We start from the raw sequence: 15,833 nt of genomic DNA, 5'->3' as shown, positions 1-15,833 counted from the left end.
GGTCGAATGGATGCGGATCGCTAAATTCGGTTTCAAGCATATTGTCGTGCCGGCGGCAGCGGCTGCCGCGACGGGTGGCATGTCCGCCATTCCGGCCGTCCTCGCCGCTTCCGTAGGACCGGGTCACGCCGCCAAAGACAAGCCAACACACGAAGGGAGTAGCGAGAAGGCGCAAAGCGAAGAATCTTGGTTCAAAGCCAAAGAGGAAGAACACGCCTTCAACGTCCGAACCTTTCGCGAACGATTCAGCAAGCTTCTCGAGGACAGCGACATAAAAACTCTCGTTGTTTTGATTGACGACCTCGATAGATGCAGTCCCGAACGCGTAATCGAAAACCTCGAAGCCATCAAGCTATTCTTAAGCGTTCCATCTACTGCCTTTGTCATCGGTGCTGATCCACGCATCGTTGAGCATGCGATTCGCCTCCGCTATGCGGAGCGGGCGGGCGGTGACGAACCAGAAGAGAACAAACGTTTGGTGAAGGACTACTTGGAAAAGGTAATCCAAATTCCTTACCGCCTACCGCGACTCTCCAGTTCGGAGATTGAGACCTATATGTCTCTGTTATTTTGCGGACTCTACCTCGGGAAGGACGATGCGGATCGCTGTATCGTTCAAAGCCACAAGGAACGGACGGCCAATCGCTACAGCGCGTTCGGGTTCGCCAAGGTGAAAGAGACATTGGGTAAAGAGCCTAATGGATCGCTCAGCGAATCCCTCATTTTCTCCGCCACTGCAGCCCCGTTGATTGCTAAAGGACTTGAAGGCAATCCACGGCAGGTGAAACGCTTTTTGAATGCGTTCATTCTGCGGAAGAAGCTTGCGAAGGTCGCGAAGCTGAGTCATATCAAAGACGACGTGCTCGTCAAGCTCATGATCCTCGAATACACCGACGATGGATTGTTTAAAGACCTATTTGCGAAGCAGGCCAGCCAGGCAGGCCTTCCAGGTGAACTCGCTGCTCTTGAGAAAGCCGGTTCAGACGAAAGCGCCTTTAACGAGGCTGCTAAAGATCTCATCAAGGGGTGGCGGGATAAAGCTACCCGGCAGTGGATCGCTCTTGAACCGGCTCTGGCGCACGTCGACTTAAGGGACTACTTCTGGATTGCGAGGGATAAGCTAGATGCGACCTTCGCCGGTCTGTCGATGGTGAGCCCGCTCACAAGGGCAGTACTGGCAGACCTTCTATCGGGCGTCACAGTACAGCGGAACGCCGGCCTCGAAACAGCGAAGCAGCTAAGCGGCGACGAATTTAAGATGCTCTACGAACTCCTTGACCAAGCAATAATGCGTCAGCCGGACGATAAGAAGGGGTTTGATGCGATTCGCTTGCTAATGGAAAAAGGCATCGCAGGCGCCGGAGAACAGTACAATGGCATTCTTCTCAAAGTTCCATTTTCAAGGGCAAACATCGCCGCAGGCACCGATGTAGGAAACCTTGTTAATGCCCATTCGGAATTTCGGTTAGTACTCCAGCCTGCCCTCGACCGGCTAAAGGAGTCGAATGAAAAAATTGGAGCCGCGTACAGGACAACACTTAAGGGGGGCAAGAAATAGTGGGTACATCCGCTCCTTACGACGCGCCCCCCAGTTGGGAACATGTAAAGGCCGATGTCACGCGGCTCGCTAAAGACGGTGTCATTCCAGCTGCCAAGCTTCGGCGACTCCTCCAGAAGGTAGTTCATGCCAACGGCGGCAAGGTGGAGATGTCTAGGGGCGACAGGCAAGGTGCATCGGGCGGGGCCGGATCTGCCGCACCAGCCCGCGCCGCAGCAGGTCGCTTAGCAAACTTCATCTCTGATGTTCAGCAGTATGGCCTTTCCGAAGCCGCCACACGCGCCGGGCTGGGAGATCTCGGTGGCATGTCCGTCAGCGACGTGCTGAACACGCTCCTCGATCGACTGGGTGGCGAATCAAGCACGGTTGACGACGCCGATGCACGTCAAGCGCTCTCCGATCTTCAAGAAGAACTTCTAGCCGAAGCCAAGACCGTAGAAGAGGTGGAAGCGATTCTCTCTAATCTGGAACTCAATATCGAAGGATTGTTGGAACGCTATTTCGGTCACTACATCTTCGAGCAATTCAGTCGCGTCTTTTACGAACGCTTGGTGCAACGAGTAGGAGCGCAGCAAGCGGTGTCTTTTCTTGGTCAGATCAGGGAGTTCATTGGGTCTTCCCTGGCCGGCCGAGCCTTGGAACGCGACTTGTCGAAGGTTGACTGGGGAGGAGCCGATGGAGCGAACATCGTAAACGATATTTGCGCGCAGACGCTGGAGGTCTTTGGAGCCTAATGCCTTACACGGTTGTGGTGGACAAACTAGCTTCTACATCAGAGAAATTCCCGGTTGTCAGCATCAATGATCATGACGGCAAATCGCTCGGCACACTCGATGTGCAAGCGACGGCCTTCGAATTGAAACGCGTGCCAAGCCGACTCGCAGCTGATTTTCTACTGATTGCGGCCACGGTTTACAGCCTCGATAAAATCGTTCTGAGAACCGATGCATCGAACGCCTGGACCCGCGTCTTTGATGTCACCATCCCGGTTAGCGAAACCTGCCTATGGGCCAATGCGTCCAGTAGTTTGAATACCTGTGTTTCTTTCTTGACTGGAGATACGTGGACCTTCAATTTTGTTAAGGCCAAACGTCAACTGCTCGGTGCTTCCGCGGTGGGCCGCGTGATTCCAAAGATCGCAGAAATCGGTGCCGTCTCCTTGTTCTCTGGAGGGATGGATTCACTCGCAGGCGTGATCGATTGGCTGGAAGGCAATCCGAGCAAAGGTCTTCTTCTCGCCGGACATCATGACGGGCAAATGAGCGGGCCCTTCGGGGATCAAAAGAACATTCTGCCGGTCCTTCGTAAAACATACCCGGGCCGTATTGCTCAATCTCTGGTACGTGTTGGCAATACCGGCGAGTCTTCCGAGATTACGTTACGGGGTCGCTCCCTTTTGTTCATCGCGGTCGCGGTGTGTGTAGCATCCGGATACGGATTCGAAGGCCCGCTTATCCTGCCAGAGAATGGTACGATCGCGCTAAACGTTCCACTTAGTCCTTCACGTCGAGGATCTTGTAGTACGCGCACCGCACACCCGTTCTACATTGCTCTGCTTGCACAAGTCTTCGCAAAAGTGGGACTGAAATATTCCATAGAAAATCCTCTCATGATGAAGACAAAGGGTGAGGTAGCTCGCACATGCGTCAACCAGGCGCTTTTCCAAAAACTCGTTGCGTCTTCAGTTTCGTGCGCGAAGCGCGGACACAAAAGGATATGGGCGAATAAGCATGTGAAGTCATGCGGTCGGTGCATGCCCTGCATTTACCGCCGCGCTGCTCTCCAATCCGCAGGCCTCGACAACGAGCTCTATGGGAGCGACATCTGCGCCGGTGAAGTCGACTTCAATGACACTGAGACCGAAGGGCCCGCGGATCTCCGTGCGTGTCTATCGTTCGTGCAAAGAAACCCATCTCGGCGGGAGATTGCCACCCTCCTTTTGGCAAACGGTTCGTTAGACGTGAGCCTGTTGGACAGCTATGCAGATCTCGTTGTTCGAGCCTTTGAAGAGATTCGATTGCTATTCCGTGCGAAGGGCACAAAGGAACTTAAGCGAATGGCTGGAATCAAAAATTGATCCTCGATATGCATTGCCACTTGGACCGCTACCCGAACCCTCGTGAGATTGCGAAGGAGGCGGAGCGTGCTGGCGTGACAATCGTCGCAGTGACGAACCTTCCTAGTCATTTCGCGGCCGGTAAAGAACCTGCTTCACGCTTAAAAAATGTTCGGCTCTCCTTGGGATTACATCCGATTCTGGCTCCGCATTCGCACCTTGAATTGGCTCTCTTCTCACAGCTCGAACCTTTGACCTCATACATTGGTGAAGTCGGACTCGACTTTTCCAAAGATAGCATCGGCACCAAACAGAAGCAGATTGATTCGTTTCGATTCGTGTTAGAACGGATTGCAGGAAAGGCCAAGATCCTCTCAATTCATTCGCGGAAAGCTGAATCCGAAGTTCTCACATGTCTTCGTGACCATTCAGTCACGGGTGCAACGTTCCATTGGTACACCGGAACGAAGGAGGTGTTGTCACAAATACTCGACGACGGCCACTTTCTTTCAGTCAACAGCGCAATGCTGAAGAGCAGCAGCGGTAGAGAACTGTTGGCTGGAGTTCCGCCCTCGTGTTGTCTTCTTGAGACAGATGGACCCTACACCAGAGTGGGGCGAGCATCATCCCGTCCAATACATCTCCATCAAGTCGTTGAGCAGCTTAGTAACTTATGGTCGTTGCCGATCAGTACTACTGAAGAGAAGATTGCAAGCAATTTCAGGAAGATGCTGCAAAGGAGCAGTGGAGGCTCAGAGATTTAGTTGGCTTTTGAACCTGTCGCACGCCCTTTGTCCTGCGGCGCTCAGATAAGTAATGACAAACGTTAGTACCGGAAGTTGGCATGGTTCGGGCCGAACAACCCCGGATTGGTCAACATTGTGCGACTTGTCGGGACTAAGCCTATGCCACTGAGTGCTCGGCGATTTGGCACTTATCGAGAACACGGCCACGAGCAAGTGGCATCTATGCGTCGGATTCATACGGTCCACCAACTGAAGCGAGTCGAGTTATAGACTTAGCCTCATCCGTATGCCATCCATCCTCACACTTACGATCATCATCACGGTTTGTTGGATATGCTATGGGCTGGCATCTAGCAGAACTGCAGCCTCTCCCAAGATCAGCGCTGAAGGGGACGCAGACGCGCCAGATAGCTACGTTGCAACAATCCTGGCGGAACAGGAAATGACCCTTACCGCGACAATAAGTTTTGGCGGCGATCCACAGAAGGCTACTCGTATGTTGGTCGATGGAAAACAGACGACCGGCAAACATTATGTGTATGTCCACAAGGGGGCAAATGAGGAGATTTTCTACGTGGGGAAAGGAGCGGGAGACCGCGCTTACTCCAAAGATCGGATGCCTCACTGGCACCATTATGTGAAGACCCGGTGTGGTGGTCAATACACAGTAGAGATTGTTCGCCGGTTCCACAGCGATGAGGCAGCCCTCGAGTTCGAAAGCGACCTGATCGCACTCTATGGCCATCAACTAGTGAACTGGCAGAACTCAGGACGGCAAACAGACCTTGTCGTTAATGCGCGATTCCATAAGCTGCGGAAGGCAAACTGGTTATTCATCGCTGAGATGCTTCCATTGGAATCGAGCGGCTTGGTCGCAGCCGAGGAAAGGTATCAAGAGGCTATAAGCCGTATGACCGAGTACGCCACACTCGTTTGGGAAGTTGGACTAGTGGCCGAGTTGAGCAGAGAAATCAGCGAGTCGTGGGATTGCCATCTTAACGCAGCTGACCTCGGCGCATTGGACCGCCTATCCCTCCTGTATAAGAAACAGCAACGATGGCAAGACCTGATCAGCGCGGCTGACTCGTTCTTCGCGATGTATCCAACCACGCGCACTCAAGGCATCTCCATTGCCATTCTGAAAAGACGAGACGCTGCCGAAAGGAAACTGAAAGGGTGACAGGGGGCCGGTGTCCTCATTGAGCAAGAATGTTGGCGGCTCGGGAGATTGGTCCTCATAACGCCGTTTCGGAAGTAGTACGTAGAGGGTCACGTCCCAATCACAATCAGACGTTTGGACGGCCGTGTCACCGCCACGTACAGCATCTGCTGCGCCTCCAGCAAGTTGGTTTCCTCGCGTCGGCGTATGTCGGGGAGGTCAACAAAGACCGAGCCGATGGTGGACCCCTGGCTCTTGTGTACGGTGAGCGCATAGATGGACTGCAGCTGCGCGAGGGATTGCTGAAAGTCATGCAGATGCTTCCATCGGAGCCTTGTATCGGCAGCTTCGTCCTTGATGCGTGCGATCACCTTCTGGAACTCGTTATTGTCCGCGACCATGTGAACCGTCTTTTCATTGCCATCAGCGTCACGCAGGCAGAGCTCCCAGGACGGTACCGAAGCTGTCCACTTCGACACACCATGGGCCTCTTCAACCTCATGGATGAAGGTGCCGCGCTTTATCGCGATCACTTTGGCTTCCTGGTTGTTTGCGAAGAGCAAAGTGTTCTCGAGAATCAAGGGCTGACGAAAGAGCGCGCTCTCTCCCGGCATGAAAGGCGTCGGGATGTTCTCCCCATACCGCCATCGCCGGATTGTCTCGTTGACTTGCGCGACGCGTTCATTGGTCCAGGCGAGATAACGAAAACTGTCCGGATCGGCCTCAAATTCAGATGAGGTGAAGGCTTTCTTCATCCAACGGTGCGCTGCTTCCCCAGGGATGAAGACTCCATGCCCGCTTGCCAGAGCTGATTGCGTGCACCAGGACAGGTCTGGATCTCCCCCCTGACTCTTCCGGATCACATTGGCAGCGGCGAGGATCGGGTTGCCGGCTGCCTGGCGAACGATTGTCGTAAGGTGCGATCGGTTCGGGGTCCGGAAGGTCTGACTTTCCGTCTCCCCGACGGGCGGTAGCTGCGCTGGGTCACCGACAAACAGCACGAAGGCATTTGGAAGATGGCGTTTGATGTGACGGAACAGGTCTTCGTCCACCATGCTGCACTCGTCCAGCACCACAACATCGGCCGTGACAGGCTCCGCCCCTCGATCACGCTGAAATACGAGCCGGTCGGTCTGAGGCTTAGCTTTCAGGCTGAGCACGCTATGAATGGTGCGGCATGTCACGCCTTCGATCCTGGCCTCGGCCAACTTGCGCGCAAGTACCGTCACGGCCTTGTGTGTGGGAGCACTCAGGATGACCCGGCGCTTGTTCGCCAGCATGTTCTTCGTGAGGCGCTGCATCAGGTACCTTGTCAATTTCATCGATGAGAAGGACGCAGCGCTTCTCCTTCTCGATTGCAGTGAGGAGAGGGCCTGCTAAAAAGAACGCACGGCTGGTGACGTCCCTCCGGATCTGGTCCCAATCATGCGCCCCCTCGGCTTTGGTCTTCAGCAGGACGAAGAGCTCCTGGAGGCTCTTGTCGTAGTGGCCGATCGCCTTCTCCTCGTTTATCCCTTGGTAGCACTGAAGCCGAAGTAGCTCGGCACCGGAAGCGCGCGCGACAGATTGCGCGAGCTCAGTCTTGCCGGCGCCGGCAGGACCCTCCAGCATGATGGGCTTATTGATCTTCCCCGCAAGGTAGACCGTTGTTGCCGTCTTTTGATCGGTAAAATAGCCGACCCTACTCAGCTCAGCGAGCGCTTGCTCTGGCGAATCAAACATCCACTCAATCCTCCACGCTGATTGGCTCAGCGTGGGGAGAGACTAGTATGGAGCCGCTACTCGGTCAAATCGGCTACTTCGTGTAGATCGTTCCGTCTGGGCCTTGCTAACCCTTCTCTGTGCGTCGAAAACCGTAGTTGGAGTCAACAACCTGAACATCTCCTGTCTTCCACTTGCCTACGGGAACTAGGTATCGAACTTTGGCTTCATACGAAAGCGTGTACACCTCTGTCCCTTGGAGGTTTGATGCTTGAGCGTTCGTTTTCTTCAAGCTGACAAGCTCACGAACAGTGTCGACGTGGTTTTGAGCAGCTATGTGGTGCCACACAGCTTGAGCATCTTCTTCTGTAGGCGGGACAGGAGTCGACTGGCAGCCCGCTAACGCAGCAAGGAGGGTTCCACAAATTACGTTCCGGAGTCGTCGTGTCATCAAATCACCGTTTCTGGCATTTCGCGCAGCATGGGAGTCAGCTCTCTTAGTGTTTCCTCGAAGATCAGCCGAGCGCCGGCCAATCCTTCCTCCACACCAGACACACTTGCACTGGTGCAGATGAAAGATCGAGCTGCGGCAAAGAGAACCAACTGAGAGCCTCCTGTGCGTCCCTGCTCGACTACTAACTCTCCTAGATACTTCATTAGTCGACCAGTAAGTGCGTCACAGCGGTCATTCATTTCGGTACGATCTGGAAAAGCTGATGTGACGTAACCCTGCTCCGTATGTGTCCTAGTCATAGCGAGCCTTCGCTCACAAAGTTCGTCAAGCTTGTCCGCCGCGTCCCTGGCAAGCTTGGGATCTGCTGCCATGAACAACTCCAGAGCTTTTCTGAGTAGTCCTGATGTCGAATTGTCTTTCAAGAGTTCAGAAAACTCATTGGTTAGGTCTGTTGGGCCACCCATGAAGACGTCCTCGCCCGGAGCTGAAGTCCTCATAAAATTTACCATCAAAGCAATAAACACAGGAACCTCGGCAACGCCCTTTTTCACAATCTCTATTTCAGACCATATCTGCGGCCCGTGGCTAGCGGCGGCTTCCATAAGTTCGATTGGTGTTATGAACCTTTGCTCCTCCAAAGTGTCCTTGGTGAGCTACTCAGGGATGTAAATCCAACGCTTATAACGCCGCTTTATCATCTTGCAGAACGTCATATCATTCTTGAGACTCTTGATACATCTTGCTTCTATATTAAGCAGAACCGGGAAGTGCTGACGATGTGACCGGGAGGTTCCGTTATTCTGACCGGGACGTTCCTCATGTCTAACCGGGAAGTTCTGTCTTTATGACTGGGAAGTGCGAGGAAAAATGAGCTTATCCGCAGGCGCATGTGGAAAAACTTGAGGCTGATGCTTTGCACAGGCAAATCACTATCAATTTCGCTCAACAAGTTCCATCCAGCAACGGCTAATTGCTTGATAGAAGTAGGGTCACCAGGAAATGCCTAACCATAGTTGCTCATTGCATGATCAAGGACGAGGCTAGGTAAGAACGTGGTGGCTTCTGGTCCATACGTAAGTTTGAGTTGTCGAAAATGACCGGGAAGTGCGGACCATGGGTTGCTCCTTGCATGATCAAGGACGAAGCTAGGTGAGAAACGTAGTGGTTGTTGGTCCCTACGTAAGTTTGAGTTGTCGAGAATGACTGGGAAGTGCGGACCATGGCTGCTCCTTGCATGATCAAGGACGAAGCTAGGTAAGAAAACGTAGTGTTGCTGGTCCATACGTAAGTTTGAGCTGTCGAGAATGACCGGGAAGTGCGGACCATGGTTGCTCCTCGCATGATCAAAGGACGATGCTAGGTAAGAACGTTGTTGCTCCTGGTCTATACGTCGGTTTTAGTTATTGAGAATGACCGGGAAGTGCGGTTGGAACTTTATCTTACGAGTTCAGCAGCTAACATTTACAGCTAAGCCTTACCAGAGAATCTCGAATGACCGGGAAGTGCCGTCACATCGCTCCATTGCTCCATAGTTGTTAGGCCGCCAAGCACCCACTGTTCATCATTGTGGAAAAGTTCGTGTCCGCGAGGTGCCTAATGTGCAAAAAAGCAGGCTGAATCTAAGCCTGTGGAGAAGTTCAAAGCAGTTTAGTTATCAAATGACCGGGAAGTGCCGTTCGATCTAATTACTGACCGGGAAGTGCTTTGATCCCCGTCTGATTCAATCTTGAACTGGTATACGTGAAGAGCCTGGATCGGGCGAGTTCTTGTGGCACTGACGAACGATATCGTCGGAGCAACATCATAGCCCAGCGACCAAGAATGACTGGGAAGTGCCGTGGAATGACCCAGAAGTGCGGTTGATTTACCTTTAGGCTGAGTCAAATCCGCACTTCTAGGTCATTATTGAAATGGGCTTGGGATCGGCAAGCGACGTACTGCCCTTGCTTGAGGAAGGAAGTGCATTCCGCCTCTCGGCGGACCAATACGTAGGCCTGCCTTCTCGGCCTCAGCGTTCAGTTCAGGCCAAATTGTCTTGAACACAGAAATCGCTTCCTTAAATCTGGTACGGATGCGACTTGCAACACTGTCTTCTTGCCAGAGTTGTTCCCGGAGGCTTTCCCAAGGAATTAGGGTCTCGGTTTGCGCTGAGAAACTGCGCCAGTAGAGGAAGATGAGGTGATCCTGAAGCTGAGACTTCTTCTTTGTTGCCTGTAGGAGTTCGAAGGGTACGGGCACATGATACTGGAGTATCTCCCGGAAAATGCGTTCGCCCAAGCGGAAGCCGAACGTAGGTGAGTCAAGGCGTAGTAGCGCTTGCCCACTTTTGGCTGACTTGATATCAACAGAAGTCGGGAGGTGGGATTCTTCGATGAAAGGAACCAAGACCGTTGATTCCTCGGTACTTCCCTTTCTCACTACACCAATGGTCAGTCCCGTGAGGCGCAAGTATCGTTGCTTGAGATCTTTACGGTTCTTCCCACTGTCCGCCATGCCGACGTCCTTTAGGAATTCCGTAGCTGTGTCCCAACTGACAATGGCTGACTTCGTCTTGATTGCACGGTCAATCATCCAGTGCAGGAGCGTACGGTCTGAACCGTAGGGCATGCCAATTCCATCGAGTCCCGCACTAAAGGTTACAGAAACTGTAGATCCGTCCCCGAGACGAGCTCGACGGACGATCTTAGTCTCTTTTGTGGGGCTGTAAGGGAGTCCACAGAGAACCATGGCTTGAGCAATTTGAGTCATCTGAACACCAAGAGCGCCAGCATCACGTTTCTCGCGCAACCTTACCAACTCTTCCACAAACCTATCTTTACTTATCGAGTCCTCGGCTTGTCGGTCTCGCTTCTTTTCCATTTCGGCAGTGATTTTCGACATGCTCGCTCCTAATTACATATATCTCTGAAGATTCATCAGAATTGCCTCATTGATGATGTCTGTCTGATTTATCTCGTGTTTCTTTGCAACGAATTCCAATTGCTCTTTAAGTGCTTGTGGCATTCGAAAACTGACGAGCAGTAGGCGTTCACGTTTCTTACTCAGGAGAAGCGGACCACCAACAGATTGCGCGCCCGAAATCGACCCCGTATCCCCGGGATTTGATTTACTCTCCTCGGGAGTGACAGTTGTTGTTCTGGTGGGTTGATGTTTTGGTGTTGCCAGGAGCCTCTCTTCCGCTTCTGCTGAGACATTCGAGCGGTTAGGCTCACGCATGATCGTGGGCCTGAGGTTCTGAAATGCTGATGTCACTGTTGGGCGACCAGACATAGTTTGATGACCTCCTTGGTTAGAAAAAGAATCTCTTCGGCAGCTTTTGATGAAGGAGCAAATTCAACAACCGTCTGGCCTGATGCCGGCGCCTCAGCGAAGGCGGTGCGATCGTGAATCTCAGTTTGAAGAATATCGATCTTGATGCCCTGATCACTGAACATCGCAATTGCACCCTCTTTCGCTGTTCGTCCAAGTCGATTACTGGAATGCTTTGCATTCAACAGGAGGAAAACTCGTTGTTCTGGCTTGATAGTGGCAACATCGGCAAGTACCGGGAGCATGATGGAGGTAGCGAGAAAGTCAATCGGCGTGGGCCGGCTTGGAATAATGACGCAGTCCGCAGCTAGGAGTGCTGAGCGGGTCACGGTGCCAAAGCCTTTTGTCTCGGTCCCGGGTGGACAATCAATGATAGCAACTTCATAGGATGAGTTCTTGATGACCCGAGGAAGCTCTTTGTGGATCGATGAAGTTGACATAGCTATCACGTCAAAGCTCAGACGTGACTCCTCAGATCTATTGCGCCACTCAGTGGCGCTTCCCTGCGGGTCAGCATCAACGACTAAAACTCTTAGTCCAGCTGCGGAAAGACCGCCAGCCAAGTTCATACATGTTGTAGTTTTCCCGCAGCCACCCTTTTGGTTTGCAATTGCAATTGTGATAGCCATGTCATATGTATAGCAGTACGGCGAGCTGTACGACCGTACATACAGCACGATGTACGATTGGGACCCAAAGTAGCTACTACCAGGGCGTTATCCAAATAGAAGCGCTAAGCGAAGGCTGCGTGTTCCCAATCCATGTCGATGAGCCTATCGACATTCTGAACTCCATCACGCACGCCTTGAGGCTTGCTCCCAGCCTAACGAGGTAAATAGACGCTAAACGTAGGTGCAGCCATATAGCTAGGTGTACAGCAGAACGTACGAGTCGCCATACTGACAGATGTATGGCGCGATGTATGTACGCCAAAGATGATGCGAAGTGCGAGGCCTCAGTGGTGCTCTCCTACGTCTGTCGTAGCCTGAATTGATTCCCTGACATGAATAGGCACAAGCCAGCATGATTGATACAAATAGATATATAGTTAGCTATATGGCTGTATGTATGCACGGCCATATAGCTGTACATATGTTTATGCATCCTCTCTCGCTATATGGCCAGATGTATGATAAGGTGCTGGCCAGTAAGACTCCCTAACAAGACAGACCGCTTTCGCCTTCATTATTCATTTTTGGGCTCCGTTCTGCTCGTTCGGACGTAAGCTTTGCTCGAGACTAGTAGCAACGCGACGTCAGCATCCTCCATACCTTTGTGGAGAAAATAGATTATTGCAGCCATACAGCTATCTATGCCTTAAAGGCCAGAGTCTCCTGATGATCGGCCGGAAACAGGCTCGCCGTAAACTAGCAGCGCCCTTTATTGGAAGCTGTTCTTGCTTGTATGTACGGGGAGCCATACATCTTGTCATATGACTAAATGCTTCAAAGCGTATCGGCGTGGCCGTACTGTGCGTTGGACTGACTAGTGGCTAGGCACCTGAGAGAATGCGAAGAACTGTGTTCCTGCTCATCAAACGATTAATGAGCGTAGAACTTAGTCGCCGTCGACCGATAGCGTCCGGTAATGAGGCTCGAAAGCCCGGCAGAATTCGTCTCCCTCCGACTCCAAGATACGAGCGAGAGCAAACATTGCCTCCGCGAGCTCGGTTACAGTGGTAAAGTTCACCTCCATCCTCCCCCGGCTCAGCAGGATCGACGAGGGCAGGGAATCGAGACTGACCGGCGGAAGATCGCTGCGGACGAGCGAGCGTGGTTTCCGTTGCGAGACCCGGACCTTCTCAGACAGGATCTGTGCATAGAGTGCGGGCACATCGTCTGCATCGCGCACGCGCTCCAGGAAGTTAAGCAGCACTTCCCGGTCGATCAGGCGCGAGGTCCCGACCGGACGATGGGCAGCATCTCGAGCATCTTCTGGGCTGCCCGGGGCTGCAGTTCGAAGAGCCGTTCGAGGTCTCCCCGGTCATAGTGGGACCGGACGGAGTTCTGGACGGTCTTCGTGATGGTGTGCAGGCGCGGAAGCCAAGAGACCGGACGGGCCACGGTTGAACCTTTCGAAAGATCAGCAATCACGCTAGTGTAGAGGCTTTCCGGGCGGAAGGGAATGAGTGCGTGATCGCGCATTAACCTGTGGAGCATCTGTGAGTTATTACCCACGAGAATGTCACTTGTCATGGGTAAACTGGTTTTCATGCCATTTCTGCTCGAATCCGGTCATCCAGCCTCAAACGGCCCCGATTTAGCAAGGCAGGGAAGTGCTTTTGCGCTGACCCCAGCTCAGGCGCTCCTCCGCCGCATGGTTCTGGACACGGTCCCGTCCGCCCACTCCAGGCGAAACTACGCGACCGCCCTTGACCAGCTGTTCCGGTTCGCTGCCAGCCAACCTCTCACCCGCACGCTCCTCATGGAGTACCGCGCGAGCCTCGAGGCGCTCGCGCCGTCGACCATCAACGTGCGGCTCGCGGCCATGCGGCGCATGGTGACGGAAGCGCAGAAGAACGGCATGCTCGGGGTCGAGGAGGCGGCGCAGCTGACCTCGATCCCGAACATCAAGCAGGCGGGAACCCGGATGGGAAATTGGCTGACCCGCGAGCAGGCCAAGGAGTTGCTGGCCGTGCCGGACCGGTCGACCCTTAAGGGTAAGTGCGACTACGTCATCCTGGCCCTGCTGGTCGGCTGCGCCCTGCGCCGGACCGAACTAGCTGAACTGGAGGTCGCGACGATTCAGCAGCGGGAGGGCCGCTGGGTCCTGGCCGATCTCGAAGGAAAGGGCCGGCGGATCCGCACGGTCGCGATCCCGATCTGGGTCAAGAAGGGAATCGACGCCTGGCGGGAAGCGGCCGGCATCGAGCAAGGCCGGCTCCTCGTCCGGATCGGCAAGGGGAGCAAGATCCGCGGCGAGACCCTGAGCGACTGGGCCATCTGGTCGGTCGTCGAGCAATCCGCCAAGCAGATCGGGATCGAACGCTTCGGGGCCCACGATCTCCGCAGAACCTGTGCCAAGCTCTGCCGCAAGGGCGGCGGCGACCTCGAGCAGATCAAGTTCCTGCTCGGGCACTCGTCTATCCAGACGACCGAACGGTACCTTGGAGCGGAGCAGGAGATCGTCGTGGCGGTGAACGACAATTTGGGTCTTTGATATATGAGCTTAGCTCCTTAGTCGGGTAGAAGCCGTCCATGTTGTACCGACTATCATGGTTCACAGCATGCCGAAGAATGACCTGACGCCTACGAAGGATGCCGCGAAGCTCTCCCATGTAAAGGAGGCCATTGCGCAGCGCCGCAATACGGAATTCAGCGAGATTTTGACCCTGATATCGACCTCGCGGGATCGAGCATTGCAGGCCGTCAACTCGACCCTCATTTCGCTTTATTGGGAGATTGGGGCGATGATCAGACGGAAGATTGAAGAGGCGGACTGGGGCGACGGGGTGGTGGATGAGCTCGCTGCGTACATCGCTCGCAAAGAGCCGAACCTCAGGGGTTTTACGCGACGCAATCTCTTCAGAATGAGGCAATTCTATGAGGCATATGTAAGCGATCCAATTGTGTCTCCACTGGTGACACAATTGCCGTGGTCCCATCACCTAGTCATTCTTGGGCAAAGCAAACGACCTGAAGAGAGAGAGTTCTACATAAAAATTGCAATTCGAGAGAGGTGGAGCAAGAGGGAACTCGAGCGACAGTTCAAGAACGCTCTATTCGAGAGAGTGGTCCTCAGTCCTCCAAAAGTGTCACCACTGGTGACACAAAGATACCCGGAAGCGCTAAGCATCTTCAAAGATGCCTATGCCGTTGAATTTTTAGGCCTTCCTCCAGAGCATCCTGAAGCTGATCTGCACCAAGGCTTGCTCCACAAACTGAAGGATTTCCTCATTGAGCTTGGCCGTGACTTCTGCTTCGTAGGCTCAGAATACCCGCTCCAGGTCGGGGACAGAGACTTCGCCTTGGATCTGCTGTTCTTCCACCGAGGACTCAACTGTCTGATTGCCGTGGAACTCAAGGTTGGCCGTTTCGAACCAGAGTATCTTGGTAAACTCGACTTCTACCTTGAAGCTCTCGATCGAAACGTCAGAAAACCTCACGAACAGCCCAGCATCGGCGTCTTGCTTTGCGCCAGCAAGAATAACGAGGTGGTTGAGTTCGCGCTAAGCCGAAGTCTGTCTCCGACTCTCATCGCCGAGTACAAAACTCAACTTCCCGACAAGGAACTGCTTCAGGCGAAGCTTCACGAGTTCTATCTTCAGAACGCACCTGAAGAGCCGATCGACGATACCAACTGAAGTGAGGCAATTTCTGTAGCTTAGGGTGTTCCCGGGTGTTCCTGCTGAAGGCATTGGAAAAGCTTTCTTCCTTCAATGCTGGAAATGCATACGTAGATGTCGCGAGGATGGTTCGTTGAGAGATGCTACTGAGGCCATTGATAGGTCTTGATTAAAATCTTTGGAAGAGCGTTCGTAGGGCACGCGGCTCTTCAAATGATGAAATTGTCCCTGCTTTCGTGAAGAACCCAAAGACCTCTGAGCAGGAAAGCATCCTCATCCGGCAGATGCTCAGCAGGAAGATCGACGTTGCAGGAACGCAGCACGTTCCAGGCTGTCTTTGAACCCATACGTCGCGCTGCTCCAGCCTGCCGCCGCCAACTGCCTGCGGAACAACCGGATAGAAACAGGCAAAGAGTGCAAGGAGAAAGAATTCAAGGGTCAGCGTAGCGGCCGTGCCGGCAATGTGCCTTCCACTATATTGCTTGCCATCATGAGGAGAGAGCATCGCCCTCATCTCCGAGATTCAATTATCGCGATGTGACGGGTGGCAACGACCCCGATGTAG

At 53.4% G+C, this 15,833-nt stretch carries 15 protein-coding genes; 7 read left to right on the top strand and 8 right to left on the bottom strand.

Annotated features, from left to right (window positions below; genetic code table 11):
* The first annotated feature begins 10 nt into the window (after positions 1-10).
* The 5 genes from OHL20_RS22600 to OHL20_RS22580 all read left to right on the top strand — a co-directional run bounded on the left by OHL20_RS22600 (position 11) and on the right by OHL20_RS22580 (position 5,540).
* Positions 11-1,558, top strand: coding sequence for a KAP family P-loop NTPase fold protein (locus tag OHL20_RS22600; protein WP_396272784.1), 1,548 nt, complete (start codon positions 11-13; stop codon positions 1,556-1,558).
* Positions 1,558-2,292 (top strand): hypothetical protein, encoded by a 735-nt coding sequence (locus tag OHL20_RS22595; protein ID WP_263385569.1) that lies wholly within the window; start codon positions 1,558-1,560, stop codon positions 2,290-2,292. The genes OHL20_RS22600 and OHL20_RS22595 overlap by 1 nt, the downstream gene beginning before the upstream one ends.
* Complete coding sequence (gene qatC / locus OHL20_RS22590) at positions 2,292-3,635, top strand: Qat anti-phage system QueC-like protein QatC (protein ID WP_263385568.1); 1,344 nt, start codon at positions 2,292-2,294, stop codon at positions 3,633-3,635. Before OHL20_RS22595 ends, qatC begins: the two co-directional genes overlap by 1 nt.
* The gene (locus OHL20_RS22585) at positions 3,632-4,378 is read left to right on the top strand and encodes a TatD family hydrolase (RefSeq protein WP_263385567.1); all 747 of its coding nucleotides are present in this window, start codon (positions 3,632-3,634) and stop codon (positions 4,376-4,378) included. Before qatC ends, OHL20_RS22585 begins: the two co-directional genes overlap by 4 nt.
* Before the next feature lie 424 nt (positions 4,379-4,802).
* Positions 4,803-5,540 (top strand): GIY-YIG nuclease family protein, encoded by a 738-nt coding sequence (locus OHL20_RS22580; protein ID WP_263385566.1) that lies wholly within the window; start codon positions 4,803-4,805, stop codon positions 5,538-5,540.
* An 89-nt stretch (positions 5,541-5,629) separates the two neighbouring features.
* Here the strand turns inward: OHL20_RS22580 and OHL20_RS22575 are convergent, their stop codons facing one another.
* The 8 genes from OHL20_RS22575 to OHL20_RS22540 all read right to left on the bottom strand — a co-directional run bounded on the left by OHL20_RS22575 (position 5,630) and on the right by OHL20_RS22540 (position 13,178).
* Positions 5,630-6,799 carry an ATP-dependent DNA helicase gene (locus OHL20_RS22575; RefSeq protein ID WP_263385734.1) on the bottom strand — a complete coding sequence of 390 codons (1,170 nt, stop codon included), beginning with the start codon at positions 6,797-6,799 and terminating at the stop codon, positions 5,630-5,632.
* Complete coding sequence (locus OHL20_RS22570) at positions 6,681-7,241, bottom strand: AAA family ATPase (protein ID WP_263385565.1); 561 nt, start codon at positions 7,239-7,241, stop codon at positions 6,681-6,683. Before OHL20_RS22570 ends, OHL20_RS22575 begins: the two co-directional genes overlap by 119 nt.
* A gap of 429 nt (positions 7,242-7,670) precedes the next feature.
* Positions 7,671-8,276: a hypothetical protein gene (locus tag OHL20_RS22565; protein WP_263385564.1), complete on the bottom strand. Its 606-nt coding sequence runs from the start codon at positions 8,274-8,276 to the stop codon at positions 7,671-7,673.
* A gap of 1,300 nt (positions 8,277-9,576) precedes the next feature.
* Positions 9,577-10,554 (bottom strand): replication protein RepA, encoded by a 978-nt coding sequence (locus tag OHL20_RS22560; protein WP_263385563.1) that lies wholly within the window; start codon positions 10,552-10,554, stop codon positions 9,577-9,579.
* Between the two features lie 12 nt (positions 10,555-10,566).
* On the bottom strand, positions 10,567-10,944 hold the full coding sequence (locus OHL20_RS22555) for a hypothetical protein (protein ID WP_263385562.1): 378 nt from the start codon (positions 10,942-10,944) through the stop codon (positions 10,567-10,569).
* Positions 10,923-11,612, bottom strand: a complete 690-nt coding sequence (gene parA, locus OHL20_RS22550) for a ParA family partition ATPase (RefSeq protein WP_263385561.1) — start codon at positions 11,610-11,612, stop codon at positions 10,923-10,925. Before parA ends, OHL20_RS22555 begins: the two co-directional genes overlap by 22 nt.
* Positions 11,613-12,540: 928 nt before the next feature.
* Positions 12,541-12,834 (bottom strand): hypothetical protein, encoded by a 294-nt coding sequence (locus OHL20_RS22545; RefSeq protein ID WP_263385560.1) that lies wholly within the window; start codon positions 12,832-12,834, stop codon positions 12,541-12,543.
* 35 nt (positions 12,835-12,869) lie between these two features.
* Entirely contained in the window at positions 12,870-13,178 is a 309-nt protein-coding gene (locus OHL20_RS22540; protein WP_263385559.1) for a hypothetical protein, read from the bottom strand.
* Between OHL20_RS22540 and OHL20_RS22535 the strand changes: the two genes are divergently transcribed.
* Both OHL20_RS22535 and OHL20_RS22530 read left to right on the top strand, forming a co-directional pair.
* The gene (locus OHL20_RS22535) at positions 13,177-14,142 is read left to right on the top strand and encodes a tyrosine-type recombinase/integrase (RefSeq protein ID WP_263385558.1); all 966 of its coding nucleotides are present in this window, start codon (positions 13,177-13,179) and stop codon (positions 14,140-14,142) included. The genes OHL20_RS22540 and OHL20_RS22535 overlap by 2 nt on opposite strands.
* Before the next feature lie 67 nt (positions 14,143-14,209).
* Positions 14,210-15,286 (top strand): PDDEXK nuclease domain-containing protein, encoded by a 1,077-nt coding sequence (locus OHL20_RS22530; RefSeq protein ID WP_263385557.1) that lies wholly within the window; start codon positions 14,210-14,212, stop codon positions 15,284-15,286.
* Positions 15,287-15,833 lie beyond the last annotated feature (547 nt).

Origin of the sequence: Granulicella arctica, from assembly GCF_025685605.1 — a bacterium.
GTDB classification, from domain to species: Bacteria; Acidobacteriota; Terriglobia; order Terriglobales; family Acidobacteriaceae; genus Edaphobacter; species Edaphobacter arcticus.
The sequence above is the reverse complement of the archived record's forward strand: the minus strand, read 5'-3'. Positions and strand labels throughout refer to the sequence as shown.